This window comes from Leifsonia sp. GW821-FHT13C09 (assembly GCF_058806435.1).
In genome coordinates this window covers 315,680-340,175 of the sequence record NZ_JBXAPS010000002.1, presented here as the reverse complement: position 1 = coordinate 340,175, position 24,496 = coordinate 315,680, and the positions used below count along the sequence as shown (strand labels likewise).

Below are 24,496 nucleotides of genomic sequence, written 5' to 3'. Positions count from 1 at the left end.
GCCGCCAACGGAGGACATCCCCCTCCGGTCGCCGCGATCTCCTCCGTTCACCGCTCCGGCCCGGCGTGTCGCGCCGGATCTCCTCCGTTACCGACGCGCGCCCCGGGACCTACCGCGGCGACCGCACCGGCACCAGCAGCACCAGTCCCACCAGCAGCACCAGCACGATCCCGAGGATCCCCCAGTACTGCGCCCCGCCGATCGCGACGAACAACGCGAAGAGCAGCGGCGCCACGAACGAAACCGCGCGCCCGCACGTCGCGTACAGCCCGAACACCTCGCCCTCACGCCCGGCCGGCGTGACCCGGGCCAGGAAGGTGCGGCTCGCCGACTGCGCCGGGCCGACGAACAGGCAGAGGACCAGTCCGAAGATCCAGAACGCGATCGCCCCGGCGTCGTGCAGGAAGAACACCGCGAGCCCCGCGATCACCAGCCCGACCAGCGCCGTGACGATCACCGGCTTCGCACCGAACCGGTCGTCGAACCGCCCGGACAGCACCGTGCTCAGCCCGGCGACCACGTTCGCCGCGATCGCGAACACGATCACGCCCGACTGGCTGAAGCCGAACGTGCCCTTGGCGAGGATGCCGCCGAACGTGAACACGCCGACCAGCCCGTCCCGGAACAGCGCCGACGAGATCAGGAACAGCACCGTGTTCCTGCTCTCCTTCCACAGCACCGCGAGGTCGCGGAACAGCAGCCCGTACGACGCGAAGAACCCGACCCGCGGCAGCCGCCGGTTGGCCGGCGCCTCCGGCACCGTCAGCAGCACCGGAATGGACAGCGCGAGCGTCCAGATCGCGGCGACCAGCGCGACCAGCCGGTAGTTCAGCCCCTGGTCCGTGGTGACGTGGAGGATGCCGCCCGTGCCGTCGCCGTTGGGCGACGCCAGCAGCACGAGCACGATGACGAGCAGCAGGATGCCGCCGAAGTAGCCGCTGGCCCAGCCGAGCCCGCTCACCCGGCCGACCGTCTTCGGCGTGGACACCTGCACGAGCATCGCGTTGTAGTTGACGGTCGCGATCTCGTAGAACACGGTCCCGACAGCGACGAGCACGACGCCGAACAGGAAGAAGGACGGCTCCCCGACGACGAAGAACATCAGCGCGGTGATGACCACCACGACGCCGGTGTTGATCCCCAGCCACAGTTTGCGGCGTCCCGACCCGTCCGTCCGCCGGCCCAGCACCGGCGCGAGCACGGCGACGACGATCCCGGCGATCCCGATCCCCCACGCGAGCCCGCTGGAGAGGCCGGCGATCGCGCCGGTGACCGCGTGATGCGCCGGCCCGGAAGCGTTCTTCTCCGCGTCCTGGGCGGAGACCAGCCCGGGGGAGATGAAGTAGCTGGAGGTCAGGTAGACCGTGAAGACGAACGTGGTGATGACCGCGTTGAAGGCCGCGCCGCCGGCATCCCACAGCGCCCACGACGCCACCCAACCGGGCGGGATCGTGCGCTCCGAAGAGCTGTCGGCGAAGATCGGGCTCGCCGCGGTCGCGAGGGCGTCGCCGTCGCCGCCCGCCGGTCGTTCGGTCGTCATGGGGACAGCGTAGGGCGTCGGGGGGAACCCCCGGTGAACGCGCGCGACGTCAGTCGGCCGCGCCCGTCACGTTCACCCGGAACCACGACGTCACGGGCTCGCTGTCGTGCAGGAACTCCGCGATCCGGTCGGCGGCTTCGGGGGTGCCGAACCACTCCGGGACGCCCCACTCGGCCCAGGTGATGATCCCCTTGTACCGCAGCAGTTCGGCGCGCGGATGGTCGGCCGGGTAGCCGCGCGGGGAGGTCTTCAGCTGGTCGGGGATCTCGACGCCGATCCCAGAGGCCCGCAGCGTGGCGAGCGCGGCCTCCAGCTCGCCGCCGGTGCGCGGCGCGTCGACGGCGCGTCGGTAGCGGTCCAGCTGTTCCTTGTCGAGCTGGTACACGCCCGCGCCGCCGGCCAGGCCCTCCGCGGAGACCTGCACGTACCCGCCGCGCTCGAACGTCAGCGCGGCGTGGAGCTTGTAGGGCGACTTGTCCGGGGAGAACCGCACATCCCGGTAGGGACGGAACAGGCGCCCAGCGCCGAAGGCCGGCTCGAGCGCCTCCGCGAGGGCGTGCATCGGCCCGGCGACCCGCTGCTCGTAGCGTTCGCGGTTGGCGAGCCAGAATGCTTTGTCGTTGTGCAGGGTCAGCTCGCGGTAGAACGCGATCGCGTCCTCGTCGAACCCGGTGAATGTCATGCGCCGATGCTACGTCGTCGGCAGCCGGCCGACTCTCCCGGGCCTCCCGGGTCTCCCGGGCCTCCCCAGATCGTGGGAGTGTGGGCGCCATGCGTGTCATCGTCATCGGAGCAACCGGGCATGTGGGCAGCTACCTCGTGCCGCGTCTCGTCCGCGCCGGCCACGAGGTGGTCGCCATCACCCGCGGGCCGAGCGAGCCCTACCATCCCGACCCGGCGTGGGAGGCGGTCGAGCGCGTCCACCTCGATCGTGACGCGGGCGACGCCGACGGTACGTTCGCCGGGCGGGTGGCCGAGCTCGGCGGCGATGCGGTCATCGACATGGTCTGCTTCACGCCCGAGTCGGCGCGGCAGCTGGTGGAGGCCCTGCGGGGACGGGTGAGCCTGCTGCTCAGCTGCGGGACCATCTGGGTCCACGGTCCGGCGACCGAGGTGCCCACCGCTGAGGATGAGGCGCGCGAGCCGTTCGGCGACTACGGCGTCGGCAAGGACGCCATCGAGAGGCTGCTGCTCGAGGAGTCGCGCACGCCGGGCGGGCTCCGCACCGCGGTCCTGCACCCGGGTCACATCACCGGCCCCGGCTGGAACATGATCGGACCGGTCGGCAACCTCGACCTCGACGTCTACCGTCGGCTCGCGGCCGGTGAGGAGGTCATACTGCCGAACTTCGGGCTGGAGACCGTTCATCACGTCCACGCCGACGACGTCGCCCAGGGCTTCCAGCTGGCGTTGGAGAATCCGGAGGCCGCCGCAGGCCACGGCTTCCATCTCGTCTCCGACCGCGCGCTCACGCTGCGCGGGTTCGCGACGGCCGTGGCCGGCTGGTTCGGCCGGGAGCCGCAGCTGCGGTTCGAGCCGTTCGCCCGGTACGCCGAGCTGATCGACGCCGAGCACGCGCGGACCACCTGGGAGCACATCGCGCGCAGCCCGTCGAGCAGCATCGAGAAGGCTCGCCGCCTGCTCGGCTACGCGCCGCGGTACACCAGCCTGCAAGCCGTGGCCGAGGCTCTGCAGTGGCTGATCGACGAGGGCCGGGTGGACACCGGCGGCCGCTCCGTGCCGGAGCCTGCGCGTACGCCTCGGGGCTAGACCCGAGGCTTCTCCGGACCGGTCCCGTCCGCGTCGGTGGTCGACGCCGGCTCCGTCCGGGCGTGTCGCGGCCCGCCGCGCAGCGGGACCCCCACCACCGCCAGGACCAGCGCGAGGAGTGCGCCGCAGAAGATCGCGATGTCGGCGACGTTCCCGATGAACCAGTTCGCGTAGGCGATGAAGTCGACCACGTGGCCCTGCCCGAACGACGGCGCCCGGAACAGCCGGTCGCCGAGATGCGTCACGGCGCCGCCGAGCAGGAGGCCGAACGCGACCGCCCAGGACCGCGCGCCGACCCGTCGCGAGAAGTACAGGAGCGCGACGACCGCCGCCGCGGCGATGATCGTGAACACCCAGGTCTGGTCGACCAGGAACGAGAACGCCGCCCCCGAGTTGTAGATGAGCTGGATGCCGAGCAGGTTGCCGATGAGCGAATGGTAGACGCCGACCTGGAGGGTGGCGGTCGCCCACAGCTTGGTCAGCTGGTCCGCGAGCACGACGACGACCGCGATCGCCAGGATGAGCGCGAGCGCGCGCGAGCGGCGTCGGAGGAACGCGGCGTCGGCGGCCGCAGGCTCGGTCTCGGACGGTGGGGTGCTGTCGGTCACCCCGTCATCCTCGCACTGTCCAGGTTCTACACCGACACCGGCAGCGCGTACTGCGCCGCCCCGCCGTCCCCGCGGACCTGCCGGTGGATGTCCTCCATCGTGATGTCGAGCTGCCCCGCCGTGCCCGCCGCCGCCGTGAGGTCGCGCAGCAGCGCCTCCGGCACCTCCCCGTCGTACTTGTAGTAGATCTTGTGCTCCAGGCTCGCCCAGAAGTCCATCGCGACGGTGCGCAGCTGCACCTCCACCGGCACCGCGACCGGGCCGCCGCTGAGGAAGACCGGCACCTCGACGATCACGTGGAGGCTCTTGTAGCCGTTGGGCTTCGGGTGCGCGATGTAGTCCTTCACCCGCAGCACGCGCACGTCCTCCTGCGCCGTCAGCAGCTCGAACACCCGGTAGACGTCGGAGACGAACGAGCAGACGATCCGCACGCCGGCGATGTCGGTGATGGCCTCCCGGATCGCGTCGAACGAGGGCTCGCAGTTCTTGCGGATGACCTTCTGCTCGATGCTCTCCGCCGATTTGAGCCGGCTGGAGATGTGCTCGATCGGGTTGTAGTCCTGCAGCTCGGCGAACTCCTCGCGCAGGATGGACACCTTGGTGGAGATCTCGTCGATGCCGAACTTGTACGGCATGATGAACCGCGCGAAGTCCTCGCGGAACGCCTGCACCTCGCTCAGAGTGGCCGGATCGATGCTCTGCAGAGCCTCGATCGCCCGGGTCGAGAGCAGCGGTGCGGGGTCCGAATCCATGTCCTCGACGCTAGCGACGCGGGTTGTGGAACGGGTGTGAATCGGCTGTCGCCAAACCCCCTCGCACTGTGCTTTCGTGTGCGCATGAGCGGCGGGGACGGCGCCGTCACGCCCTTCAACTTCCGCCTCGCGATCCTGCTCGCGATGGCGATGTTCGTACTGGTCGTGGACACCTCGCTGATGAACGTTTCGATCTCGGCCGTCGTCCACGCGAAGGTGATGTCGAACACGCAGCTCGAGAAGCAGCTCGCCCCCGAGACCCCCGAGGTCCGGGCAGAGGTCGTCCGCATCAACACGCAGGCCCGGCCGATCACGCAGCCCGTCGACCAGTACTGGCAGGCAGTCCCGACCGGTTGCATCGCCGTTTGCGGAACGAACGCGGCGACGACGGCTCCTGGACCGTGCGTGGACTTCGGCCCTGACCGGGATTTCTTCTCTCACTTCGGAATAGACGGCGTGATCCCAAAGTTGAGTCAAGCGAACTCAAGTTTTGATCCGAACGGCTTGACAGCATCCACCCGGGATGCCAGGCTTGAGCCGTCGAGGCTCAACTCTTGACCCCACAGACTTACACCGGCTATCCACGCCCAGCAATAAAGGAGAGAAAGCACACATGTCACGTGCAGTAGGAATCGACCTCGGAACCACCAACTCCGTCGTCTCGGTGCTCGAGGGCGGCGAGCCCACGGTCATCGCCAACGCGGAGGGCTTCCGCACCACCCCGTCCGTCGTCGCGTTCACCAAGGACGGCGAGGTGCTCGTCGGCGAGACCGCCAAGCGCCAGGCGGTCACCAACGTCGACCGCACCATCTCCTCCGTCAAGCGCCACATGGGCACCGACTGGACCAAGGAGATCGACGGCAAGAAGTACACCGCGCAGGAGATCTCGGCCCGCATCCTTCAGAAGCTCAAGCGCGACGCCGAGCAGTACCTCGGCGACACCGTGACCGACGCCGTGATCACCGTCCCGGCCTACTTCAACGACGCCGAGCGCCAGGCCACCAAGGAGGCCGGTGAGATCGCGGGCCTCAACGTGCTCCGCATCATCAACGAGCCCACCGCCGCGGCCCTCGCGTACGGGCTCGACAAGGGCAAGGAGGACGAGCTCATCCTCGTCTTCGACCTCGGTGGCGGAACCTTCGACGTCTCCCTCCTCGAGGTGGGCAAGGACGACGATTTCTCCACGATCCAGGTCCGCGCGACCGCCGGCGACAACCGCCTCGGCGGCGACGACTGGGACCAGCGCATCGTCGACTGGCTGATCAAGCGCTTCAAGGACTCGACCGGCGTCGACGTCTCCAAGGACAAGATCGCCCTCCAGCGCCTCAAGGAGGCCGCGGAGCAGGCCAAGAAGGAGCTCAGCTCCTCGATGAGCACCAGCATCCAGCTGCCGTACCTGTCGCTGACCGAGAACGGCCCGGCCAACCTCGACGAGACGCTCACCCGCGCCCAGTTCGAGCAGATGACCAGCGACCTCCTCGACCGCACCAAGAAGCCGTTCCAGGACGTCATCCGCGAGGCCGGCATCAAGGTGTCCGACATCGCGCACGTCGTCCTCGTCGGCGGCTCCACCCGCATGCCCGCCGTGAGCGAGCTCGTGAAGCAGGAGACCGGCGGCAAGGAGCCCAACAAGGGCGTGAACCCGGACGAGGTCGTCGCCGTCGGCGCCGCCCTGCAGGCCGGCGTCCTCAAGGGCGAGCGCAAGGACGTCCTCCTCATCGACGTGACCCCGCTGTCCCTCGGCATCGAGACCAAGGGCGGGATCATGACCAAGCTCATCGAGCGCAACACGGCCATCCCGACCAAGCGCAGCGAGACCTTCACCACGGCCGACGACAACCAGCCGTCCGTCGCGATCCAGGTCTTCCAGGGCGAGCGCGAGTTCACCCGCGACAACAAGCCGCTCGGCACCTTCGAGCTGACCGGCATCGCCCCGGCCCCCCGCGGTATCCCGCAGATCGAGGTCACCTTCGACATCGACGCCAACGGCATCGTGCACGTGTCCGCCAAGGACAAGGGCACCGGCAAGGAGCAGTCGATGACGATCACCGGCGGCTCCAGCCTGCCGAAGGACGACATCGAGCGCATGGTGCGCGAGGCCGAGGAGCACGCGGCGGAGGACAAGAAGCGCCGCGAGTCCGCCGAGACCCGCAACCAGGCCGAGCAGCTCGTCTACTCGAACGAGAAGCTGATCAAGGACAACGAGGACAAGCTCCCCGAGGACGTCAAGAACGAGGTCCAGGGCGACATCGACGCGCTGAAGACTGCGCTCGCCGGCGACGACGACGAGGCCGTGAAGACCGCGTACGACAAGCTGAACGAGAGCCAGCAGAAGCTCGGCCAGGCGATCTACTCGGCCGCGCAGGCGTCCGAGGCCCCGGCCGGCGACGCCGGCGAGGCCGGCGCTCAGGGTGAGGGCTCCTCCTCCGATGAGGACGTCATCGACGCCGAGGTCGTCGAGGACGAGGAGAAGAAGTAACCATGGCCGACCAGAACCGCGACGGGCCTGGCTCGGACGAGCCGGAGCGTGAGGAGCCGATCATCCGCGACAAGCGCCGGATCGACCCCGAGACCGGCAAGGTTCGCGAGCCGCAGGGCGAAGAGCACGACCTCGCGCACGAGGAGCTCGTCGACGTGGGGCCGGGCGAGGAGGAGAGCGTTCTGTCCGACGACGACCTCGACATCCTCTCCGGCCAGACCACGGCCGACCAGCTCGCGGCCGAGCGGCTCGCCGACCTCCAGCGGGTGACCGCGGAGTACGCGAACTACCGCAAGCGCACCGAGGCCAACCGGGAGATCGAGCGCGAGCGCGCCGTCGGGGACGCCGTCAAGGGTCTCATCCCGGTGCTCGACGACGTGGAGCGGGCCGACAAGCACGGCGACCTGACGGAGGGCAGCGCGTTCGCGACCATCGCGGCCAAGCTGCGCACCGCGGTCGAGCGGCTCGGCCTCACCCCGTACGGCGAGAAGGGCGAGCCCTTCGACCCGCAGATCCACGAGGCGATCTTCCAGCAGCCCACCCCGGGTGTGACGGCCGACACCGTCGCCGAGGTGGTGGAGACCGGCTACCGGCTGGGCTCCACCGTGGTCCGGGTGGCCAAGGTGGTCGTCGCCACCCCGGCCTGACCGGGACGATGAGCGCCAGGAGCGGCGGGATGCGTGTCCCGCCGCTCCTTGTGCCCCCAGACATGCAGACTTCGACACAGACAGCGGGCCCCACGAGGGCCGCGACCACGACAGCACAGACAGGAGAGGAGGCGCCGTGGCAAGCCAGGACTGGTTCGACAAGGACTTCTACAAGGTCCTAGGCGTCTCCAAGGACGTCAGCGAGGCGGAGCTCAAGAAGACCTACCGCAAGCTCGCACGCAAGTACCACCCGGACTCCAACCCCGGCGACCCGGCCGCGGAGGCCAAGTTCAAGGAGATCAGCGAGGCGCACTCGGTGCTCTCCGACCCCGAGCAGCGCAAGGAGTACGACCAGATCCGCGCGATGGGGTCCGGCGCGCGGTTCACCGCCCCCGGTTCGGCCGGTCAGGGCGGCTTCGACGACGTGTTCGGCGGGATGTTCGGCGGCGGCCAGGGCGGCCAGCGCTACACGTTCCAGCAGGGCGGCCAGGGCGGCTTCGACGACGTGTTCAGCGGCCTGTTCGGCAACGGCCGGTTCGGCACAACGAGCGGCGGCTACCGCGGCTTCGGCGGACCGACCCGCGGCAACGACGTGACCGCGCACACCACCATCGACTTCGTCACCGCCACCAAGGGCGAGACCATCAGCCTGCAGGCCGGTGACGGTAAGCCGTTCAAGGTCAAGATCCCGGCGGGCGTGGCCGACGGCCAGAAGATCAAGCTGCGCGGCAAGGGCCAGCCCAGCCCCGACGGCGGCGAGCCCGGCGACATCGTGCTCACCGTGACGGTGCGCAAGCACCCCGTGTTCGAGCGCGACGGCCTGAACCTCCGCGTGAACGTGCCTGTGACGTTCGCGGAGGCCGCGCTCGGCGCGACCATCGAGGTGCCGACGCTCGGCGGCGAGCCGGTCAAGCTCCGCGTCGCCCCCGGCACCCCGAGCGGGCGCGTGCTCCGTGTGAAGGGCCGTGGCGTGCAGACCGCGAAAGGCACCGGCGACCTCCTGGCCGTCGTGCAGGTCGCGGTGCCGTCGCACCTGTCCGGCGACGCCAAGGAGGCGTTGGAGGCGTTCGCCGCCAAGCTGCCCGACGAGAACCCGCGTGAGGACATCCTGGCGAAGGCGAGGAGCTGAGTCCGCCCATGGACGAGAACACCCAGGTCTTCGTGATCTCGATCGCGGCCGAGCTGGCGGGCATGCACCCGCAGACGCTCCGGCAATACGACCGGCTGGGGCTCGTGAGCCCGCGCCGAACGGCCGGAAAGTCGCGGCGCTACTCGATGCGCGACGTCCAGAAGCTGCAGGAGATCGCGCGGCTGGGCTCGGAGGGCGTCAGCCTGGAAGGCATCCGCCGCATCCTGGAGCTCGAGGACCACGTGAACGCGCTGAGCGAGCGGGTGCGGGAGCTGGAGTCGGCGCTCGCCGACGAACTGCTCACCCGCCCGGGCCGCCGCGTCTTCGCCGCAGGGTCCGAAGGGGAGGTCGTCTCCATGCGCGCCGGGACGCGTGTCCGCCGGAGCAACCAGATCGTGGTCTGGCGTCCGCTGGAGCGGTAGCGCCCGATCGGGCTGTGAGACCGAGCCGGCCGGCGCCGTGAGAACGGCGCCGGCCGGCTTTCGTCGTCCTGCCGGTGAGCGCTCAGTAGGCGATATACGGGACGTCCCACCAGGTGCTGGCGATCGTCCGCGCGTTCGGCGGCAGCGTGGTGATCTTCACCGGCGTCGGGAAGGTGGCGGGGATGCCCGTTCCGAGGCCGGGGTTGCCTTCCTCGTACAGGCCCGCGAACCAGACGTCGCCCGAGTTGTCGAGGACGATCAGGTTGTGGGCGCCGCAGGCCATCTCCTTCACATCGTCGACGAGCACCTTCGCCCAGGTCCGGCTCGCCGTGGTCGTACCGATGCCGAGGTAGCCGCGCGACGCTCCGTTGCTGCCGATCGCCCAGAGCGAGTTATCCGAGGTCTTGGCGTAATAGGCTCCGCCGTCCGTGTCGAACGGGTGCTTCGCCCAGATCTCGATGACGTCGCCGGGAGGCCCGGCGATCTCCTGGACATCGCCGCCGACGGCGTAGTCCGCCGGCCTGATACTGGCGGGCTGCGTGCTCGAGTACAGCAGGCGTCCGTCGGTGGTGAGCATCAGGACCGAGCGGTCCTCGCTCTGCTGGACCCGCTTCACGCCCGTGACAGGCGTGCCGTCCGGCATCATCAGCTGCGCGAGCTGCCCCCGGAGGGTGCTCTGCGGCAGGCCGTTGGAGTAGTTCCGGAAGCTTCCGCCGTAGCCGCTGAACCAGACCGTCCCGTCAACGAGGCTCCAGACCAGCGTGTCGCCGAACCGGTTGGGGCTGAGCGTGGCGGGCTTGGCGGGGAGGTTGCCGCCGATCTTCTCCCACCGGGTCAGATAACGTGAGCCGGTGGTGTCGCCTGGAATGGCGAGGTAGTTGGAGACCTGCTCACCGGTCGCCCACCAGTCGCCGGCCGAGTCCTCGACGACGAACAGGCCCTGCTCGGACCCGCAGGTGTCCACCACCGCCCGCACGGCGTCCGTGAATGCCGTGCCGTCCTTCTTCAGCGGTTCGATGGGGTTCAGCACCGAGACTTCGTTGGCGCCCGTCCCGACCTCGGCGAACGGGTTGTAGCCGCCGGAGCGGAGCTTCCCGCTCTCGGTCACGAAGAGGTACGAGCTGATGCTGGCGTGGACGCTCGACAGGCGCTCGTCGATCGCCATCGGCGTCGGCCAGGCGACGCCGTTGAGGCTGGAGCCGTTGCCGGTCTGGCCTTCCGGAGTGTGACCGCCGACGGCGTACACGTTCGCGACGCCGGCCGTCAGCGTCGCGACGGCGCTCCCGCCGTTCCCGGTCGCGGTGATCGTGGCCACGGCGTCGCCCTTGCTGTACGGCGGGATCGCGACGTAGACCTCGGCGACCCCGTTCGCCGAGGTCGTCACCGTGACGGTCTGGGTCGGGGTGAACGTCGCGTTCGTCGCCGCGGTGAAGAACGAGAACCCCGCGCCGCTCAGGGTCAGGGTGATGGTCGTCGCGCGAGCGGGCGAAACGGTGATCGGGACGACGGTGGCCGTCGACCGGGAGGCGGTGGGCGATCCCGTCGGCAGGCCGTTGGCGCCGAAGTTGGTGGCGATGGACCAGCCGCCGCCGATCACGCCGGTCAGCGCAGGGGGGATGGTGACCGGGCCGTCGGTGGACGCGGCGTAGGCCGGGGATGCGGTGGCCGCCATGACGGCGGGGACGCTCCAGGCGCTCGCCGCGACGACGGTCCGTCGGGAGGGGAGGCGGCGCCCTGCGTCTGGTCGCAGAGCTTCTTTGGTACTCGACATGTGGTTCCTTGTTTCTCGATGGTGCTTCGGCGGGGAGGCCGTCACCGCAGGACGTTAGGGGGGCCACGTCGTCGTCCCCGCGAAATTCGACGGTCCACAGCCGCATTCGGGGGTGGAACTCACCGTCTGCTTCACCTTAATTCCGTTCACGATCAGGGCTGTTTCGCCTCGGGTGCACACACATCGGGCTTTTGCGCACCGGGTCGTCAACCCCGGAAATGGCGAGGGCCCGCCGCCTCGCCTCCGGAAGGAGGGCGAGGCGTCGGGCCCCGTCGGGAGCTCCGGTCTGGAGCCCGGTTTCTCCGCTATCGCTGCGACGCGGGGAGGGCCTTCGTGCCCTCGATCTTCACCGCCTGGAGGGCGCGCGGGTCGAGCCCGAGCTGGTTCAGGATCGTCGGCGCGATCTGCGTCGTCTCGACCGGGGCGCCGATCCGCTGCGCGTGCTTCGCGCCGGGGGTCGAGACCAGGATCGGGACGTTGCGGTCGTCGGCGCTCGCGCCGCCGTGCTCCGCGATCTTCGAGGTGCCGCCGGTGTAGACGACGCCGGTCTGCGCGATGCCCAGGATGTCCGGGATGCGCGCGTCGGTCGACGCGGTGCCGAAGTACTTCGCGACCCCCGCACCGGCGTAGATCGTGGTCAGGCCGGAGGCCTGCACCGTGACGGGCGCCTTCGAGATGGTGTTGCCCGCGGCGGTGTGGGTCGCCAGGTACTGCTTGGCGAAGTCGGCGGCCGCCTGGGTGCGGTCGTTCAGCCAGAGCTGCATGATGTCGTCGTCGGTGGAGAACGCGACGAGGTCGGTCGCACCCGGGTGGGCGGCCTTCCACGCGGCGTTGAGGCCGGCGATGATCGGGCCGTCGTCGACGCGCTTGAGGGCGGCCGGGTCGGTCGGGGACTGGCCGTGCTTGGCCGACAGGATCACGGTCGTGTCGCCGGCGTGTCCGGTCTTCTTCAGCTCGGAGGTGAACGCGCCCAGCGACGCGTCGACGTAGTCGAGCGCCTTGCTCAGCAGCGGCCCGGGGGTGGAGCCGCCGGCCAGGTAGCCGCCGGTGAGCCCGTCGGAGGTCGGCAGCTTCTGGGCGGTGGAGACCGTCTGGAAGTTCATGCCGAAGATGGCGGGGACCGGCTCGGCGTTGGCGCCGGAGTGGTCCTTGCCGTCGATCTCGTTGAGCACGGCCTTCACCTTGTAGCCGTCGTACTGCTGGGTGGCCAAGTTGTCCTTGGTCCAGTCGCCGGTGAACGGCGCCGCGGCGTTGCTGTTGATCTCCGGCGTGAAGAGGTCGTCGACGCCCGTGCCGGACGGGCCGTTGAGGATTTCGTAGGCCGGGTGCTTGTCGCTCCACGCGGTGTGGAGGCCGGCGTGCTTGGCGACCTCGAACACGGTGTTCACCTTGATGTACTGGTGCGGGTACACCGGCTTGCAGGTGGCCGGGTCGACCGGCAGCTGGGCCGGGTCGAGCAGCGTGGCCGGGGTGCCGGTCATGGAGAGGATGCTGCTCGGCAGGCCGGAGAGCCCCTGGCCGGCGTCGATGCTGGTCTGGTCCTTGTCCGCGGCCTCGGTGAACGCGACCTCCGCGCCGGGCTTCGCGCCGGCGCAGTTCGTGGTGCCGGCCGGGAGCAGGGCGTGGTTGTACGTGTCGTCGTAGTACACGCCGGTCGTGCCGGGGTTGCCGCCGGTGACCTGGGCGACCATCCCGGGGAACGAGTCGGAGGGGACCGGGCTGGAGGCGCGCGTGTAGTCGGTGCCGTGGGCAGCGAGGGCGGCCATCGCGGACGCCGGGTGAGTGCGCACGTACCAGTCCAGGTCCTTCTGGTGGAGGCCGTCCACCGAGAGCAGGAGCACGTGCTTCACAGCGGTGCGGCCGTCGCGGTCGCCTCCGTGGCCGTCGTGGCCGTCGTCGGCGAGAGAGGGCGCGGCGGTGACGCCGACGAGCAGCGCGCCGCCGGCGAGGGCGGCGCTCGCGGCGAGGAACCGCGGGCGGGCGGTCCGTCTGATGGTGGCCATCAGCATCCTTTCGACAGGTCGCCCCCGAACGAGGGCGTTCAACCTTGTCGATCCTGCCGTTGCGTACGGCGCGCCACCATGCGCGCGGACGACTGCTCGCCCAGGCTTCATGCGGAGTTCACCGGGCGGGGGACGGCGTGGAGGGGGCTTTCAGGTGGGAGGCGGCGGGGGTGTGGGGCTATTCAGATCTGTGAGGGTTTACAGGGACCGAGTCCTCTTGTAGATTGCAGATCTAAGATTTTGATGAGAGGTATCGCTGATGAAGCTGGGAAGTTTGGCGGCGAGCCGGATCGGAAGGGCGGTTCTCGGGGGAGCGGTCGGTGTGTTGGTCGCGACATCGTCGATCGCTGCTGCGCCCGTGGATGGACGCGATGGGTCACCCGATCCGGCAGGTGTCGTCACCGCTGAACAGGAGTCGCCCGCACGCCCGGTTTACGGGGACATCGACATCGTGATGCTGCTTCTGGCCGGTCGTGGCCCGATCGCGGACCGCTATCCCGCACTCGCGGACACACTTGTCCCTGACAAAGCTCCTGAACAGCCAATGGAGGCCTATGAAGCTGTCTTGAACAAGCTCTACGAGGTGGATCCGGAGTTCCACGACAACGTCACGGTGCCGGTTCAATCAGGCGACCCGTACCTCGCCGAAGCGGGGCTGAACAAGTTCCGGGCAGACATCGAGTTGTTCGCGGCAGAGCAACCGACCGGAGTCGGTAAGGGTCGCTGCGTCGTCGGTGTCTGGGTCTTTGTGGCGAGCGCTCTCGCGGTTGTCGTCGCGGTAGTAGTCGGCGCGGTCGCTGTGCCTGTTTATGCCGTCTACTACGTGCCGGATGAGAGCGCGAAACAATTCGATCTGCAGAACTTCGCTGCGGCGCTTGCAGCCACCCTTTGATCGAAACGAGATGAAGTCTCAGCGCCGGTGGGGATTTCTGACATCCCTTGCGATTTTGGTACCCAGCTTCTTGCTATCGCTCTACGCAGGATGGCCGAGCAACGTCCTCAATCCAGGTGGCTCAGACCCGATTCGAAAGCACATTGCCATGACGGTTCCCCAAGGATGGGCCTTCTTCACCAAGCCACCGGATGATCCCGAATTGGGAGTTTACGAGGCGCGTTCAGGACAGAGCCTGCTCGCCACTCCGCAGACGAAGGCCGAAAACCTGTTCGGGCTGAGCCGAATCCAGCGAGCTCAAGGGCCCGAACTGGCGTCTCTTTCCGCGCAGGTCACCCGATGGGAGGCCTGCGAGGGAGGTGCGATTACGTGCCTGAAGGCTGTTACGGACGAGCCCCCGGAGTCCTTGACCAACGAGGCCTTCATTCGCACCGTGTGCGGCCGCGTGGTGTTGACTTCGGAACGTCCAGTGCCGTGGGCGTATCGAGGGTTCGGGCTATCTTCGCGAATCGATCAGGGAGCATACGTTGATGTGGACTGTTCCGGACCCGCAAACGCGCCATGATTTTCAGCTTCATCGACCGCATCGCTCGCTTCGATCCCCGGACCCGGTTGATAGGTGCGGGGCGCACGTTGATCGCGCTCGCTCAGTTGAGCATCGTCGCCTTGACGCCTCCTGCTGCTCTGCTGCAGCCGGTCATCGGCCAAGGACCCGGACCGATATGCGACAGCGTTCGCACCCTCACGATCTACTGTGTCGGTGGCGATGCGGTCTCCCAAGAATGGCGTCGTTGGATAATGATCGTTCTTCTTTGCGTGACCGCCAGCGGATGGCGACCGCGCTGGACAGCGATACCTCATGCATGGATCTGCCTCTCTCTGGGAATGAGCATTTCCTTGCCCGATGGTGGGGATCAAGTCGCTCGCATAGTCGGTCTGCTCCTCATTCCGATAGCCCTGGTCGACGGCAGGCGCTGGCATTGGTCGATGCCGAGTCGGCCTTTGCGGCCGTTTGCAAGTGGTGTGGCATCGGCATTCATAATCGCCATTCGAATCCAAGTCGCTGCGATCTATCTCAACAGTGCAATCGCGAAATTCGGGACAGACGCGTGGGTCGATGGTTCTGCCGAGTACTACTACGTTCGAAGCTTGATGTTCGGCGCGTCCGGCTGGATCGGAGCCTTGATGTTCGAGATAACGAAGGTTCCGCTGTTCGTTGCTGCGTTGACATGGGGTGCGATCCTGATCGAGCTCGCGATCGCAGTTCTCATCCTCGGCCGGGCGTCCTGGCGCCGCTGGGCAGTAGTCGCTGACCTCGCGCTGCACGGGTTCATCGTCCTGACGATCGGGTTGTGGAGCTTCGCCGCCATCATGGTCGGCACGGTCCTCATCGCCGCATCGACCAGCGCGTCCGAGTTTGCATCCCAGCCGGCTGCTGGGCGGCTACAGCGATTTGTTCAGGCTCTGCGTCTCGGAAGTATGTCGCAGCCCATCGTGGGAAGACCGGAATGATGCCGTTGGACATCCTCATTGTTGTCCTGGCTGTCTTCACGGGAGTGGCGGTGCACCTAGCAGCGCGGGGCCGTCTCCCGAGAAACGGCATTCTCGGGATCCGGACTGCCTCGGTCCGCCGCGATGATGCGACATGGGTTCGCGGGCATCGGGCGGCGGTGGCGCCCACCTGGGCGACCGTATGCATCGTCGTCGCCCTGTCGGCGACCTCGATCGCGCAGAACGACGCAAGCTCGGTTGCGCTCACCTCCGCCGCGGTCGCGGTGCTCTTCGCGGGGACTCTCGTAGCGTCCGTGCTGGCGAGTCGCGCGGCACGGCGTCCGCCCCGCCGCTGACCCCTCACAACGCCGACGACGCCCCCTGCCCCACGTACAGCGTGTTCCGGAACTCGCGCGCCTCTTCCGTCGCGATGTCGCTGTCGATGCCCGCCCGCACCTCGCGCATCAGCTTGTGCAGTTCCTCGTGCTTGCCCGGCACCCGCGCGTGCCCGGTACTGTTCCACAGGTTCGACACCGGGAGGGTGTCGCCGGCCTCCACCGCCAGCGTCCACTCCTCCGTGGTCGCCACTGCCGCGAACTCCGAGTCCATCGTCACCAGGACGCTGATGTGGAGGGCGTCCGCCGAGATCGAGCCGGCCTCGTTGACCAGGTCGAGCGTGCCCGTCGCGTCGGAGAGGAACTCCACCGTGAAGCCGAGGGCCGCGGCGTCGCGGGCGGTGCCGGCGCAGCAGTGCTGGGTCATGTAGCCGGCGATCGCGACGGTGTCGACGCCTTCCGTATGCAGCCACTGCTCGAGTTGCGTGCCCGCGAACGAAGAGACGCCCTGCTTGGTGACCAGGAGGTCGGGCGTGCGGTCGGCGACCGACGAGTGCAGCGCGGCGCCCTCCGAGCCGCGGGCGAACAGCGGCGAGCCCTCGTCCTCGACGTGCTGGACGATCACCAGCTTCACGTCGTGGTCGGCGGCCGCGTCCATCGCCACCTCGATGTTCGGGATGGACGTCATCAGGTCGGGGTGGCAGATCTTCAGGTTGCCGGTGACGTACTCGTTCTGCACGTCGATCACGATGAGTGCGCGCTTCATGACGGCACTCTAACTCCGCGGGACGCCGCCCAGGGAGGGGGTTCAGGGCAGAGCCGGCAGCGTCGGTGTCGCGGGCAGCGACGGGCCCGCCGGCAGCGGATGCCCCACCCACGCCGCCCAGGCCTCCCACCGCTCCGGCAGCCACGCCCGCCCGGCGAGTTGCGGATGCCCGGGATGCCGCGCCCGCGCCCAGAGCACGAAGACCAGCTCCGACCAGTGCGAGTAGATGCGCCAGGTGACCGGCCCGCGATCCGACCGGCCCTGCAGCACGACCGTGTTGAACGCGATCACCTGCATGAGGTCGATCGACGACCACTCCCAGCGGAAGGTGCCCGTGCCGGTGACGATGACGAAGCCGCGGTCGGTGACGGTCAGCAGCCCGGCGTGGTCCGGGCGCCACATGACCTGCGCGTCGGCCATGGCCTGTGCCCGGGCTGCGTTGTTCCGCGAGGCGTTGGCGGCGAGCGCCGCGGCGGACACCGCCAGTCCGACCACACCGAACCCGAAGGCGAACGTGCCCGTGCGCTGGTAGCTGCCGTCGCCGATCGCGCGCAGCGAGTCCAGCGTGTAGGCGCCCTGCGCGAGCGCGACCTCCCCGTCCCGCAGGGGGAAGAGCGTGCGGATGCCCGGATCGGGGACCACTCCGCTCTCCACTGCGGCGAGGATGCGCGCGGTGTGCCAGAGCGCGCTGTCGGCGTCCGTCCACGGCCGGCCCCCGCCGCCCGCGATCAGTTCGCCCGTCATGCCGCCGAGCCTATAGCGACCGCGTCACAGGAACGAGTTCCCCACCAGCACCGCGCCGAACAGCACGAGCACCACGCACGTGATGGTCCGGCTCGACCGCTCCAGGGCCGCGCGCACCCGGGTCAGGCGCGGACGGAAGCGGTCGCCGCCGACGGCCACGGCGACGACCGGGACAGTCACCGCGACGACCCCGATGGCCGCGAACACCGCCACCGCCGCGATGGTGGGCGGCGGCTCCGTCAGCGAGCCGCCGATCACCACGCCGGCGCCGGCGCCGAGGGCGAGCTCCTTCACGTTCGTCGCCGCGAGCGCGAAGCCGAGACCGAACGCGTTCGGGGCCGAGACGCGGGTGAGGGAGGTCAGCCAGCGCGGCGGCCTACCCGCTACGGCGCCGCGTGGCCGGCGCACCCAGGTGACGGCGCCCAGCGTCATCATCCCCAGCCCGATCAGTGCGGTGACGATGTGGAGGACGATGTCGGAGCCGCGGAAGTCGACGTACAGTTCCGACGCCGCCGCGAACGCGCCGACCACCACGACGATGCCGAGGAAGCGGCCCAGGACCAGCGCGGCGCCGCGCACAGCGCCGTGGGGGCCGAGCGCGATCACGAGCACCGCGACGAGCGGCGTCGAGCTGATCGCCACCCCGACCGCGAGGGGGAAGAACTCCGCGAGCACGTGCCCGAACGGGGACCACATGGGATGAAATGTAGCGCGCCCGGGCGGGTAGGCTGGTGCGCGGCCTCCACGCTCACAAGGCACGCCGGCCACAGCCAAGCGACACCGCGAAGACGCACCCGCACGACCCCACGAGGATGGCGAAATGAAGGCCCTGTACAAGAGCGAAGCCGCGCCCGGGCTTGCCCTGGTCGACGTCCCGGAGCCGGAGATCGGCCCGGAGGACGTCAAGATCCGGGTGTTGCGCACCGGCATCTGCGGCACCGACCTGCACATCCTGCGCTGGGACGACTGGGCGGCCTCCGCCGTCGCCGCCCCGCTGGTTCCGGGTCACGAGTTCTACGGCGAGGTCGTGGAGGTCGGGCCGTTCGTCCACGACGTGGAGGTCGGCGACAAGGTCTCCGGCGAGGGTCACATCGTCTGCGGCACCTGCCGCAACTGCCGCGCCGGCCGCCGCCAGATGTGCATCCGCACGCAGGGCGTCGGCGTGCAGCGCGACGGCGCGTTCGCCGAGTACCTCGTGCTGCCCGCCACGAACGTGTGGGTGCACCACACCGGCATCGAGCCGGAGGTCGGCGCGCTGTTCGACCCGCTCGGCAACGCCGTGCACACCGCTCTCGCCTTCCCGGTCGTCGGGGAGGACGTCCTCGTCACCGGCTGCGGCCCGATCGGGTTGATGGCGATCGCCGTCGCCCGGCATGTCGGCGCCCGCTTCATCGTCGGCACCGACGTCAGCGCGCAGCGGCTGGAGCTCGCGAAGGGGATGGGCGCGGACTTCACCGTCGACGTCTCGAAGCACGACATCCGGGAGGCCCAGCGCGCGCTCGGGATGCGCGAGGGCTTCGACGTCGGGTTCGAGATGAGCGGCGCCCCCACCGCGCTTCCCTCGATGATCGAGAACATGAACCACGGCGGCCGGATCGCGATGCTCGGGCTGCCGAGCCAGCAGATCGCCGTCGACTGGGGCATCGTCGTCACGCACATGCTCACGCTGAAGGGCATCTACGGCCGCGAGATGTTCGAGACCTGGAACGCGATGGGCGCGATGCTTCAGACGTCGAAGCCGCTGCACGACTCCATCGCCTCGATCGTGTCCGACCGTTTCCCCGCCCGCGACTGGGAGAAGGGGTTCGCCGCGGCGGCATCGGCCGGCGGCGGCAAGGTCATCCTCGACTGGACGGAGGTCTGATGTACGGGACGTTTCGCGAGCACCTGGCGGCACAGCTGGCGGAGATCGAGGAGGCCGGGCTCACCAAGCACGAGCGCAGCATCCACGGTCCGCAGGCGGCGCTGATCACCGCCGACGGTGCGGAGGTGCTGAACTTCTGCGCCAACAACTACCTCGGCCTCGCCGACCATCCCGTCCTCCGCGACGCGGCGAAGGCCGCCCTCGACGAGTGGGGTTACGGGATGGCGAGCGTGCGCTTCATCTGCGGCACCCAGGAGCAGCACCTCGAGCTGGAGCGCCGGGTGTCGGAGTTCCTCGGCACCGAGGCGACCATCCTGTTCTCGTCGTGCTTCGACGCCAACGGCGGCGTGTTCGAGACCCTGTTCTCGGCGGAGGACGCGATCGTCTCCGACGAGCTCAACCACGCCTCGATCATCGACGGCATCCGGCTGTCGAAGGCGCAGCGGTTCCGGTACAAGAACCGCGACCTGGACGACCTCCGTGCCCAGCTCACGGCGGCGAAGGAGGCCGGCGCCCGGTACACCGTGATCGTCACGGACGGCGTGTTCTCGATGGACGGCTATATCGCGCCGCTCCGCGAGATCTGCGACCTGGCCGACGAGTTCGGCGCGCTGGTGTTCGTGGACGACTCCCACGCCGTCGGCTTCGTCGGCGAGCACGGCCGCGGCACGCCGGAGTTCTGCGGGGTCGCCGACCGCGTCGACATCTACACCGGCACCTTCGGCAAGGCGCTCGGCGGGGCCTCGGGAGGCTACGTGTCGTCCCGCCAGGAGGTCGTCGACCTGCTGCGCCAGCGCGCCCGGCCGTACCTGTTCTCGAACACGCTCGCGCCGTCGATCGTCGCCGGCACGCTGGCGGCGCTCGACCTGTTGGAGCAGTCGGACGAGCTGCGTGCGCGCCTGGTCGCCAACGCCGCTCTGTTCCGCGAGCTGATGACGGCTGCTGGCTTCGACCTCCTGCCGGGCGAGCACCCGATCGTGCCGGTGATGTTCGGCGACGCCGCGCTCACCGCGCGGATCGCGGACGAGATGCAGAAGCACGGCGTCTACGTGACGGCGTTCTCGTTCCCGGTGGTGCCGCGCGGCAAGGCGCGCATCCGCGTGCAGCTGTCCGCGGCGCACACCGACGACGAGATCCGCCGCTGCGTCGCGGCGTTCAGCGCCGCGCGCGACGCCGTCACCGCCTGACGATTCGTGCCGAATGTCGCGTTAGCCGCCGCCTAACGCCACATTCGGCGCGAATCACGATTGCCGTCAGGCGGCGTCGACGCCGAGGGGCCTCCCGCGGCGGAAGAACAGCAGCAGCTGTGCCGCGAGGAATACGGCCAGCACGCTGAAGTCGACGATCGTCACGGTCCCGACGACCGCGCCCGCCTGCGTCAGGCCGCACGCTCGCGCGTCCTGGTCGGGGGAGCACGACAACCGGTCGGCCTGCGGCGCCACAGCGCCGGAGGAGACCCAGCCTCCGATGAGCTGGTTGTACGTGGTCTTCAGCCCGGGCTCCAGCACCTGGGTGTGGGTGGAGTCCGGCACGGCCCAGTACGTCACCTTCCAACCCGCCTTCTCCGCGGCCGTCGCCGTCGCCTCGATCTGCGGGCGGAAGTGCGGGTCCAGAGCGCCGGCGACGAAGATCGCCGTCGTCTTCTGCGGGTAGCGGGTGGAGGCGAGGATGTTCTCCGGCCAGGCGGCCTCGTACGCGGCCTGGCTGCCGCCGTAGTAGGTGTCGCGGGTGTAGTTCGGGCGGTGCTCACCGGGCTTGCCCGGTCCGGACAGGGAGACGACGTTCCCCCAGATGGCCGGGTGCGTCGCGCCGAGGTAGGCCGCGCACTCGCCGCCGTGCGAGTACCCGGCGACCGCCCAGTCCGCGCGGTCGCCGCTCACCGGGAGGTTGCCCCGGATCCAGGCGGGGACATCCTTCGACAGGTAGGTGTCGAGCTTGCCCGCGCTGGTGTCGCTGCACGGCGGGTTCGCCGTGACGTTGCCGAGCTGGTCGACGACGAGGATGAAGGGCGCGTCGTCCAGCCGTTCGGCGTCGAGACCGTGGAGCGCGTCGAGGGTCGCGCCCAGGGTCGGGTTGCCCGGCTGGCCCATCATCATCTCGACCACGGGACGCGTGCTCGACGGGTCGCGCAGCCAGCCCGGCGGCACGAAGAGGTGCGCGTCGCGGGCCGAGAACCCGGAGGCGGTGGGCGGGATGTGCACGGCGAGCTGCGCGCCGTCGGTGAGCGTCTGCTCGGTGACCGGGACGACCCTCCCGGCAACCGTCGCCGTCGTGAAGCTCGGGGCGATCGTGAGCGCTCCCGCGGCGACACCCGCCAGCCCGATGGTCGCGGTGAGCGCGATCGCGAGCACCCGGAGCCGCCCGTCGGACTGCAGGGCGTCGCCGAGCGCGAGCGGGAACGCGAGCGCGGCCAGCGCGACGGCGAACCAGCCGATCCCGCCGAGGTCGGCGCGCGGTGCGAACAGGCACCACCCGACGATGAGCAGGAGCCCGGCGACCTGGCCGACGACCACCAGGCGCACGGTCGACCCGGCACGGAACCGCCAGCCGCGCACGGCGAAACGCGCCACCGGGTAGGCGGCGAGCAGCCCCAGAGCGAGCGTGAGCCAGGCGAGAGTCCCCACGAATCCAGCCTAGGTGGCGGGCTCGGCCGTCAGGAGCGGCGAGCGACCCCGTAACCGGGTGGCGCCCGTGGAGGGGTGGACTGGCCTCAGCGCCCCGGCGCCGCCGACGACTCCCGCGCCTCCAGCCGGATCGGCGGCGCCTCCAGCAGTTCCACGCGCTCGCCCGCACGCATCCGCGCGAATGCGTCGAGCAGCGTCCCCGCGAGCGCGTCCGCGTCGAATGTCACCGTGCTCAACCGGGGGAGGAAGTCCGCCGCGCCCGGATGGTCGTCGGCGCCGATCACCGACAGGTCGGCCGGCGCCCGCAGGCCGGCGTCCGCGAGCGCCCGGATCGCGGCCATCGCGAGCCCGTCATCGGAGGCCGCGATCGCCGTCGGCGCCGCAGGGGAGTAGCGGAGGCCGTGCGCCCAGTCGCGGAGGGTGCGGGCGGACGCCGCGGCGTGGGTGACGTCCAGGCGGACCCCCAGCAGTGAAGCCGTCTCGCGGGCCCCGGCGAGGCGCTCGGCCGCGGCCGGGCCGGGGGTCGCGGGGGCGAGGTAGACGATGTGCTCGTGGCCGAGCGCCGCCAGGTGCTCGACGGCGAGGCCGCCGAAGGGGCGTTGCGGGATGACCAGCGACGGCGCGTAGTCGACCGCCGCCGTGCCGTGGACGACGAGGGCGCGCACGCCAGCAAGGCGCAGCACCTCGGTGGCCTCCGCGTCGCAGCGCGCGGACTCGGCGAGCACGGCCTCCGGGCGCAGTTTGGCCCAGAGCTGGCCGGCCTCCGCGCCGGTCGTCGCGGTGTCGGCGTGCCGGAGGGCGTCGATCCCGTCGTCCACTGTGCGGGCCAGCAGCGCCTCGAGCGCCCGGGCGACCGTGGCGCCGTGGTCGGTCGCCGACGACGCGACCAGGAGCCCGGCGACGGCCTCGCCGCTCGCGAGCGAGCGGGCGGCGGTGTTCGGCGTGTAGCCGAGCAGTCGGGCGGCCTCCAGGACGCGGTGCCGGGTGTCGTCGGAGACGCGGGAGTTCGGCTTGTCGTTGAGGACGAACGACACTGTCGCGCGTGAGACGCCCGCCGCGAGCGCGACGTCGGCGCTCGTCGGGGCTTTGACGACCTGCGGCGTGAACATGGTGTGCTCAGTCTAGGTCTCGGCCAGGGGTTTGCTTACTCGCGTCAGCAAAAACCGACCGATGACTTGTATTCGGGGAAGCCGGTGCCGTATGGTTACGCGTGTTAGCACGCAACGTCGCCTGCTCTGAAAGGACAAACCCCGTGACAACGCCGTCTGATGACTTCCCCGAAGGCCCCCGACCAGTCCAGCCCACCCTGCCGCCGAACCTCTCCGGCGCGCCCGACAGCGTGGCCCTCGGCTCGACCCTGACCACCGCCGACTCGGCGTTCTCCGCCGCCCCGACCTCCGCCGTGTCCGCCCAGGCGCCGCAGAAGGTGAAGGTGCGCGGCAAGCTGCTGAAGCTGATGCTGTGGATGGCCCTGGCCAACATCGCGGTGTTCGGCATCTGGGGAGCCGTCCCCGGACTCCTGCTGCCCACGCAGATCACGAACATCGTCGGCAAAGACGCGAGTGTCGGGGCGTTCGGTCTCATCGCGACCATCGGCGCGTTCGCCGCGATGGTCGCGCAGCCCATCGCCGGTCTGGTCTCGGACCGCACCCGCAGCCGCTTCGGTCGTCGCGCACCGTGGATGGTCGCCGGTGGCCTCCTCGGCGGCCTGTCGCTGGTCTTCATGGGCGCCTCGAACAGCATCGTCCAGGTCGGCATCGCCTGGGTCATGGTCCAGATCTGCTACAACTTCGCGCAGGGCCCGCTCTCCGCCATCCTGCCCGACCGCGTCCCCAGCGGAGCGCGCGGCACGTTCTCGTCGCTGTCCGGTCTCGGCCTCATGGTGGGCGCCCTCGGCGGCAGCATCGCCGGCGCGATGTTCCTCTCCAACGTCTCCACCGGCTACCTGGTCTTCGCCGGCTTCGCGCTGATCGTTCTGGTGCTGTTCGTGGTGTTCAACCCGGACCGTTCCAACAAGAGCGAGCCGAAGCCGCCGTTCAGCTTGGCTGCCTTCCTCCGCACCTTCTGGGTCAACCCGGTCAAGCACCCCGACTTCTTCTGGGGCTTCACCGGCCGACTCCTGCTCTACGCGGGCTATTTCATGGTCACCGGCTACCAGCTCTTCATCCTGCGCGACTACGTCGGCCTCGGTGCCAAGGCGGGCGCGTTCGTTCCGCTGCTCAGCCTGATCAGCATGGCCGGCACGATCATCACCACCCTCATCGGCGGTCCGCTCTCCGACAAGCTCGGGCGCCGGAAGGTCGTCGTCATCGTCGCCGGATCGGTGATGGCGCTCTCGATGGTGTTCCCGCTGATCTTCCCGTCGCTGGTCGGAATGATGCTGTTCGCGTTCGTCGCCGGCCTCGGCTTCGGCGCATTCCAGGCCGTCGACACCGCGCTGATGAGCGAGGTGCTGCCGTCCAAGGACGACTTCGCCAAGGATCTCGGCGTGCTCAACATCGCCGCCACCCTTCCGCAGACGCTCGCCCCCGGAATCGCGAGTATCGTCATCCTCTCGCTCGGCGGTTACGCCGCGCTGTTCCCGATCGGCATCGTGATCGCCCTCCTCGGCGCCTTCGCGGTCCTCCCGATCAAGTCCGTCCGCTAGGAGCACCACCGT

At 69.5% G+C, this 24,496-nt stretch carries 24 protein-coding genes; 13 read left to right on the top strand and 11 right to left on the bottom strand.

What is annotated here, in order from left to right; all coding sequences use genetic code 11:
- Nucleotides 1-109: 109 nt before the first annotated feature.
- Both AC1ROW_RS09705 and AC1ROW_RS09700 read right to left on the bottom strand, forming a co-directional pair.
- Nucleotides 110-1,540: an MFS transporter gene (locus tag AC1ROW_RS09705; RefSeq protein ID WP_493018676.1), complete on the bottom strand. Its 1,431-nt coding sequence runs from the start codon at nucleotides 1,538-1,540 to the stop codon at nucleotides 110-112.
- Nucleotides 1,541-1,589: 49 nt separating this feature from the next.
- Nucleotides 1,590-2,222 carry a DUF2461 domain-containing protein gene (locus tag AC1ROW_RS09700; RefSeq protein ID WP_493018675.1) on the bottom strand — a complete coding sequence of 211 codons (633 nt, stop codon included), beginning with the start codon at nucleotides 2,220-2,222 and terminating at the stop codon, nucleotides 1,590-1,592.
- Between the two features lie 89 nt (nucleotides 2,223-2,311).
- Here AC1ROW_RS09700 and AC1ROW_RS09695 point away from each other — a divergent pair, with 89 nt between their 5' ends.
- Entirely contained in the window at nucleotides 2,312-3,310 is a 999-nt protein-coding gene (locus tag AC1ROW_RS09695) for an NAD-dependent epimerase/dehydratase family protein (RefSeq protein ID WP_493019012.1), read from the top strand.
- Here the strand turns inward: AC1ROW_RS09695 and AC1ROW_RS09690 are convergent.
- Both AC1ROW_RS09690 and AC1ROW_RS09685 read right to left on the bottom strand, forming a co-directional pair.
- Nucleotides 3,307-3,918, bottom strand: coding sequence for a signal peptidase II (locus AC1ROW_RS09690; protein ID WP_493018674.1), 612 nt, complete (start codon nucleotides 3,916-3,918; stop codon nucleotides 3,307-3,309). The two genes, AC1ROW_RS09695 and AC1ROW_RS09690, sit on opposite strands and share 4 nt — an antisense overlap.
- A gap of 26 nt (nucleotides 3,919-3,944) precedes the next feature.
- Nucleotides 3,945-4,670: a GTP pyrophosphokinase gene (locus AC1ROW_RS09685; protein ID WP_493018673.1), complete on the bottom strand. Its 726-nt coding sequence runs from the start codon at nucleotides 4,668-4,670 to the stop codon at nucleotides 3,945-3,947.
- A gap of 84 nt (nucleotides 4,671-4,754) precedes the next feature.
- Between AC1ROW_RS09685 and AC1ROW_RS09680 the strand changes: the two genes are divergently transcribed.
- From AC1ROW_RS09680 to AC1ROW_RS09660, 5 genes are all read left to right on the top strand, one after another.
- Entirely contained in the window at nucleotides 4,755-5,228 is a 474-nt protein-coding gene (locus AC1ROW_RS09680; protein WP_493018672.1) for a hypothetical protein, read from the top strand.
- Nucleotides 5,229-5,283: 55 nt separating this feature from the next.
- Nucleotides 5,284-7,149, top strand: a complete 1,866-nt coding sequence (gene dnaK / locus AC1ROW_RS09675) for a molecular chaperone DnaK (protein ID WP_493018671.1) — start codon at nucleotides 5,284-5,286, stop codon at nucleotides 7,147-7,149.
- A 2-nt stretch (nucleotides 7,150-7,151) separates the two neighbouring features.
- Nucleotides 7,152-7,796, top strand: coding sequence for a nucleotide exchange factor GrpE (locus tag AC1ROW_RS09670; protein ID WP_493018670.1), 645 nt, complete (start codon nucleotides 7,152-7,154; stop codon nucleotides 7,794-7,796).
- A gap of 136 nt (nucleotides 7,797-7,932) precedes the next feature.
- Nucleotides 7,933-8,925 carry a DnaJ C-terminal domain-containing protein gene (locus AC1ROW_RS09665; RefSeq protein WP_493018669.1) on the top strand — a complete coding sequence of 331 codons (993 nt, stop codon included), beginning with the start codon at nucleotides 7,933-7,935 and terminating at the stop codon, nucleotides 8,923-8,925.
- 8 nt (nucleotides 8,926-8,933) lie between these two features.
- On the top strand, nucleotides 8,934-9,347 hold the full coding sequence (locus AC1ROW_RS09660; RefSeq protein WP_493018668.1) for a heat shock protein transcriptional repressor HspR: 414 nt from the start codon (nucleotides 8,934-8,936) through the stop codon (nucleotides 9,345-9,347).
- 82 nt (nucleotides 9,348-9,429) lie between these two features.
- Here AC1ROW_RS09660 and AC1ROW_RS09655 read toward each other — a convergent pair whose 3' ends face one another.
- A complete protein-coding gene (locus AC1ROW_RS09655) occupies nucleotides 9,430-11,118 on the bottom strand; it encodes an RCC1 domain-containing protein (protein WP_493018667.1) in 1,689 nt (562 codons plus the stop codon).
- Between the two features lie 305 nt (nucleotides 11,119-11,423).
- Nucleotides 11,424-13,121, bottom strand: a complete 1,698-nt coding sequence (locus tag AC1ROW_RS09650) for an alkaline phosphatase family protein (RefSeq protein ID WP_493018666.1) — start codon at nucleotides 13,119-13,121, stop codon at nucleotides 11,424-11,426.
- Nucleotides 13,122-13,380: 259 nt separating this feature from the next.
- On the opposite strand from AC1ROW_RS09650, the gene AC1ROW_RS09645 reads away from it, so the two are divergent.
- Genes AC1ROW_RS09645 through AC1ROW_RS09630 form a run of 4 tightly spaced genes read left to right on the top strand, consistent with a single transcriptional unit; the run spans nucleotide 13,381 to nucleotide 15,860 of the window.
- A complete protein-coding gene (locus AC1ROW_RS09645; RefSeq protein ID WP_493018665.1) occupies nucleotides 13,381-14,013 on the top strand; it encodes a sporulation delaying protein family toxin in 633 nt (210 codons plus the stop codon).
- Entirely contained in the window at nucleotides 13,931-14,578 is a 648-nt protein-coding gene (locus AC1ROW_RS09640) for an SdpA family antimicrobial peptide system protein (protein WP_493018664.1), read from the top strand. The genes AC1ROW_RS09645 and AC1ROW_RS09640 overlap by 83 nt, the downstream gene beginning before the upstream one ends.
- Complete coding sequence (locus AC1ROW_RS09635; RefSeq protein ID WP_493018663.1) at nucleotides 14,575-15,525, top strand: sporulation-delaying protein SdpB family protein; 951 nt, start codon at nucleotides 14,575-14,577, stop codon at nucleotides 15,523-15,525. Before AC1ROW_RS09640 ends, AC1ROW_RS09635 begins: the two co-directional genes overlap by 4 nt.
- Nucleotides 15,522-15,860: an SdpI family protein gene (locus tag AC1ROW_RS09630; protein WP_493018662.1), complete on the top strand. Its 339-nt coding sequence runs from the start codon at nucleotides 15,522-15,524 to the stop codon at nucleotides 15,858-15,860. Before AC1ROW_RS09635 ends, AC1ROW_RS09630 begins: the two co-directional genes overlap by 4 nt.
- A gap of 4 nt (nucleotides 15,861-15,864) precedes the next feature.
- Here the strand turns inward: AC1ROW_RS09630 and AC1ROW_RS09625 are convergent, their stop codons facing one another.
- Genes AC1ROW_RS09625 through AC1ROW_RS09615 form a run of 3 tightly spaced genes read right to left on the bottom strand, consistent with a single transcriptional unit; the run spans nucleotide 15,865 to nucleotide 18,045 of the window.
- A complete protein-coding gene (locus tag AC1ROW_RS09625; protein ID WP_493018661.1) occupies nucleotides 15,865-16,605 on the bottom strand; it encodes a cysteine hydrolase family protein in 741 nt (246 codons plus the stop codon).
- Nucleotides 16,606-16,647: 42 nt separating this feature from the next.
- A complete protein-coding gene (locus AC1ROW_RS09620) occupies nucleotides 16,648-17,349 on the bottom strand; it encodes a hypothetical protein (RefSeq protein ID WP_493018660.1) in 702 nt (233 codons plus the stop codon).
- A 24-nt stretch (nucleotides 17,350-17,373) separates the two neighbouring features.
- Complete coding sequence (locus AC1ROW_RS09615) at nucleotides 17,374-18,045, bottom strand: GAP family protein (RefSeq protein WP_493018659.1); 672 nt, start codon at nucleotides 18,043-18,045, stop codon at nucleotides 17,374-17,376.
- Nucleotides 18,046-18,169: 124 nt separating this feature from the next.
- On the opposite strand from AC1ROW_RS09615, the gene tdh reads away from it, so the two are divergent.
- Both tdh and AC1ROW_RS09605 read left to right on the top strand, forming a co-directional pair.
- Complete coding sequence (gene tdh / locus AC1ROW_RS09610; RefSeq protein WP_493018658.1) at nucleotides 18,170-19,213, top strand: L-threonine 3-dehydrogenase; 1,044 nt, start codon at nucleotides 18,170-18,172, stop codon at nucleotides 19,211-19,213.
- Nucleotides 19,213-20,400, top strand: a complete 1,188-nt coding sequence (locus AC1ROW_RS09605) for a glycine C-acetyltransferase (RefSeq protein ID WP_493018657.1) — start codon at nucleotides 19,213-19,215, stop codon at nucleotides 20,398-20,400. The genes tdh and AC1ROW_RS09605 overlap by 1 nt, the downstream gene beginning before the upstream one ends.
- Before the next feature lie 66 nt (nucleotides 20,401-20,466).
- On the opposite strand, the gene AC1ROW_RS09600 is transcribed toward AC1ROW_RS09605, so the two are convergent.
- Both AC1ROW_RS09600 and AC1ROW_RS09595 read right to left on the bottom strand, forming a co-directional pair.
- Nucleotides 20,467-21,837, bottom strand: a complete 1,371-nt coding sequence (locus tag AC1ROW_RS09600; protein WP_493018656.1) for an alpha/beta hydrolase — start codon at nucleotides 21,835-21,837, stop codon at nucleotides 20,467-20,469.
- Between the two features lie 86 nt (nucleotides 21,838-21,923).
- Nucleotides 21,924-22,946, bottom strand: coding sequence for a LacI family DNA-binding transcriptional regulator (locus AC1ROW_RS09595; RefSeq protein WP_493018655.1), 1,023 nt, complete (start codon nucleotides 22,944-22,946; stop codon nucleotides 21,924-21,926).
- Between the two features lie 143 nt (nucleotides 22,947-23,089).
- Between AC1ROW_RS09595 and AC1ROW_RS09590 the strand changes: the two genes are divergently transcribed.
- Nucleotides 23,090-24,484 (top strand): MFS transporter, encoded by a 1,395-nt coding sequence (locus tag AC1ROW_RS09590; RefSeq protein WP_493018654.1) that lies wholly within the window; start codon nucleotides 23,090-23,092, stop codon nucleotides 24,482-24,484.
- Nucleotides 24,485-24,496 lie beyond the last annotated feature (12 nt).

Excerpts from the sequence above, each read along its gene's own strand:
- AC1ROW_RS09705 (WP_493018676.1), bottom strand. The coding sequence starts at position 1,540 with ATGACGACCGAACGACCGGCGGGCGGCGACGGCGACGCCCTCGCGACC.
- AC1ROW_RS09700 (WP_493018675.1), bottom strand. The coding sequence starts at position 2,222 with ATGACATTCACCGGGTTCGACGAGGACGCGATCGCGTTCTACCGCGAG.
- AC1ROW_RS09695 (WP_493019012.1), top strand. The coding sequence starts at position 2,312 with ATGCGTGTCATCGTCATCGGAGCAACCGGGCATGTGGGCAGCTACCTC.
- AC1ROW_RS09685 (WP_493018673.1), bottom strand. The coding sequence starts at position 4,670 with ATGGATTCGGACCCCGCACCGCTGCTCTCGACCCGGGCGATCGAGGCT.
- AC1ROW_RS09680 (WP_493018672.1), top strand. The coding sequence starts at position 4,755 with ATGAGCGGCGGGGACGGCGCCGTCACGCCCTTCAACTTCCGCCTCGCG.
- dnaK (WP_493018671.1), top strand. The coding sequence starts at position 5,284 with ATGTCACGTGCAGTAGGAATCGACCTCGGAACCACCAACTCCGTCGTC.
- AC1ROW_RS09670 (WP_493018670.1), top strand. The coding sequence starts at position 7,152 with ATGGCCGACCAGAACCGCGACGGGCCTGGCTCGGACGAGCCGGAGCGT.
- AC1ROW_RS09660 (WP_493018668.1), top strand. The coding sequence starts at position 8,934 with ATGGACGAGAACACCCAGGTCTTCGTGATCTCGATCGCGGCCGAGCTG.
- AC1ROW_RS09655 (WP_493018667.1), bottom strand. The coding sequence starts at position 11,118 with ATGTCGAGTACCAAAGAAGCTCTGCGACCAGACGCAGGGCGCCGCCTC.
- AC1ROW_RS09650 (WP_493018666.1), bottom strand. The coding sequence starts at position 13,121 with ATGGCCACCATCAGACGGACCGCCCGCCCGCGGTTCCTCGCCGCGAGC.
- AC1ROW_RS09645 (WP_493018665.1), top strand. The coding sequence starts at position 13,381 with ATGAAGCTGGGAAGTTTGGCGGCGAGCCGGATCGGAAGGGCGGTTCTC.
- AC1ROW_RS09640 (WP_493018664.1), top strand. The coding sequence starts at position 13,931 with ATGCCGTCTACTACGTGCCGGATGAGAGCGCGAAACAATTCGATCTGC.
- AC1ROW_RS09635 (WP_493018663.1), top strand. The coding sequence starts at position 14,575 with ATGATTTTCAGCTTCATCGACCGCATCGCTCGCTTCGATCCCCGGACC.
- AC1ROW_RS09630 (WP_493018662.1), top strand. The coding sequence starts at position 15,522 with ATGATGCCGTTGGACATCCTCATTGTTGTCCTGGCTGTCTTCACGGGA.
- AC1ROW_RS09625 (WP_493018661.1), bottom strand. The coding sequence starts at position 16,605 with ATGAAGCGCGCACTCATCGTGATCGACGTGCAGAACGAGTACGTCACC.
- AC1ROW_RS09620 (WP_493018660.1), bottom strand. The coding sequence starts at position 17,349 with ATGACGGGCGAACTGATCGCGGGCGGCGGGGGCCGGCCGTGGACGGAC.
- AC1ROW_RS09615 (WP_493018659.1), bottom strand. The coding sequence starts at position 18,045 with ATGTGGTCCCCGTTCGGGCACGTGCTCGCGGAGTTCTTCCCCCTCGCG.
- tdh (WP_493018658.1), top strand. The coding sequence starts at position 18,170 with ATGAAGGCCCTGTACAAGAGCGAAGCCGCGCCCGGGCTTGCCCTGGTC.
- AC1ROW_RS09605 (WP_493018657.1), top strand. The coding sequence starts at position 19,213 with ATGTACGGGACGTTTCGCGAGCACCTGGCGGCACAGCTGGCGGAGATC.
- AC1ROW_RS09595 (WP_493018655.1), bottom strand. The coding sequence starts at position 22,946 with ATGTTCACGCCGCAGGTCGTCAAAGCCCCGACGAGCGCCGACGTCGCG.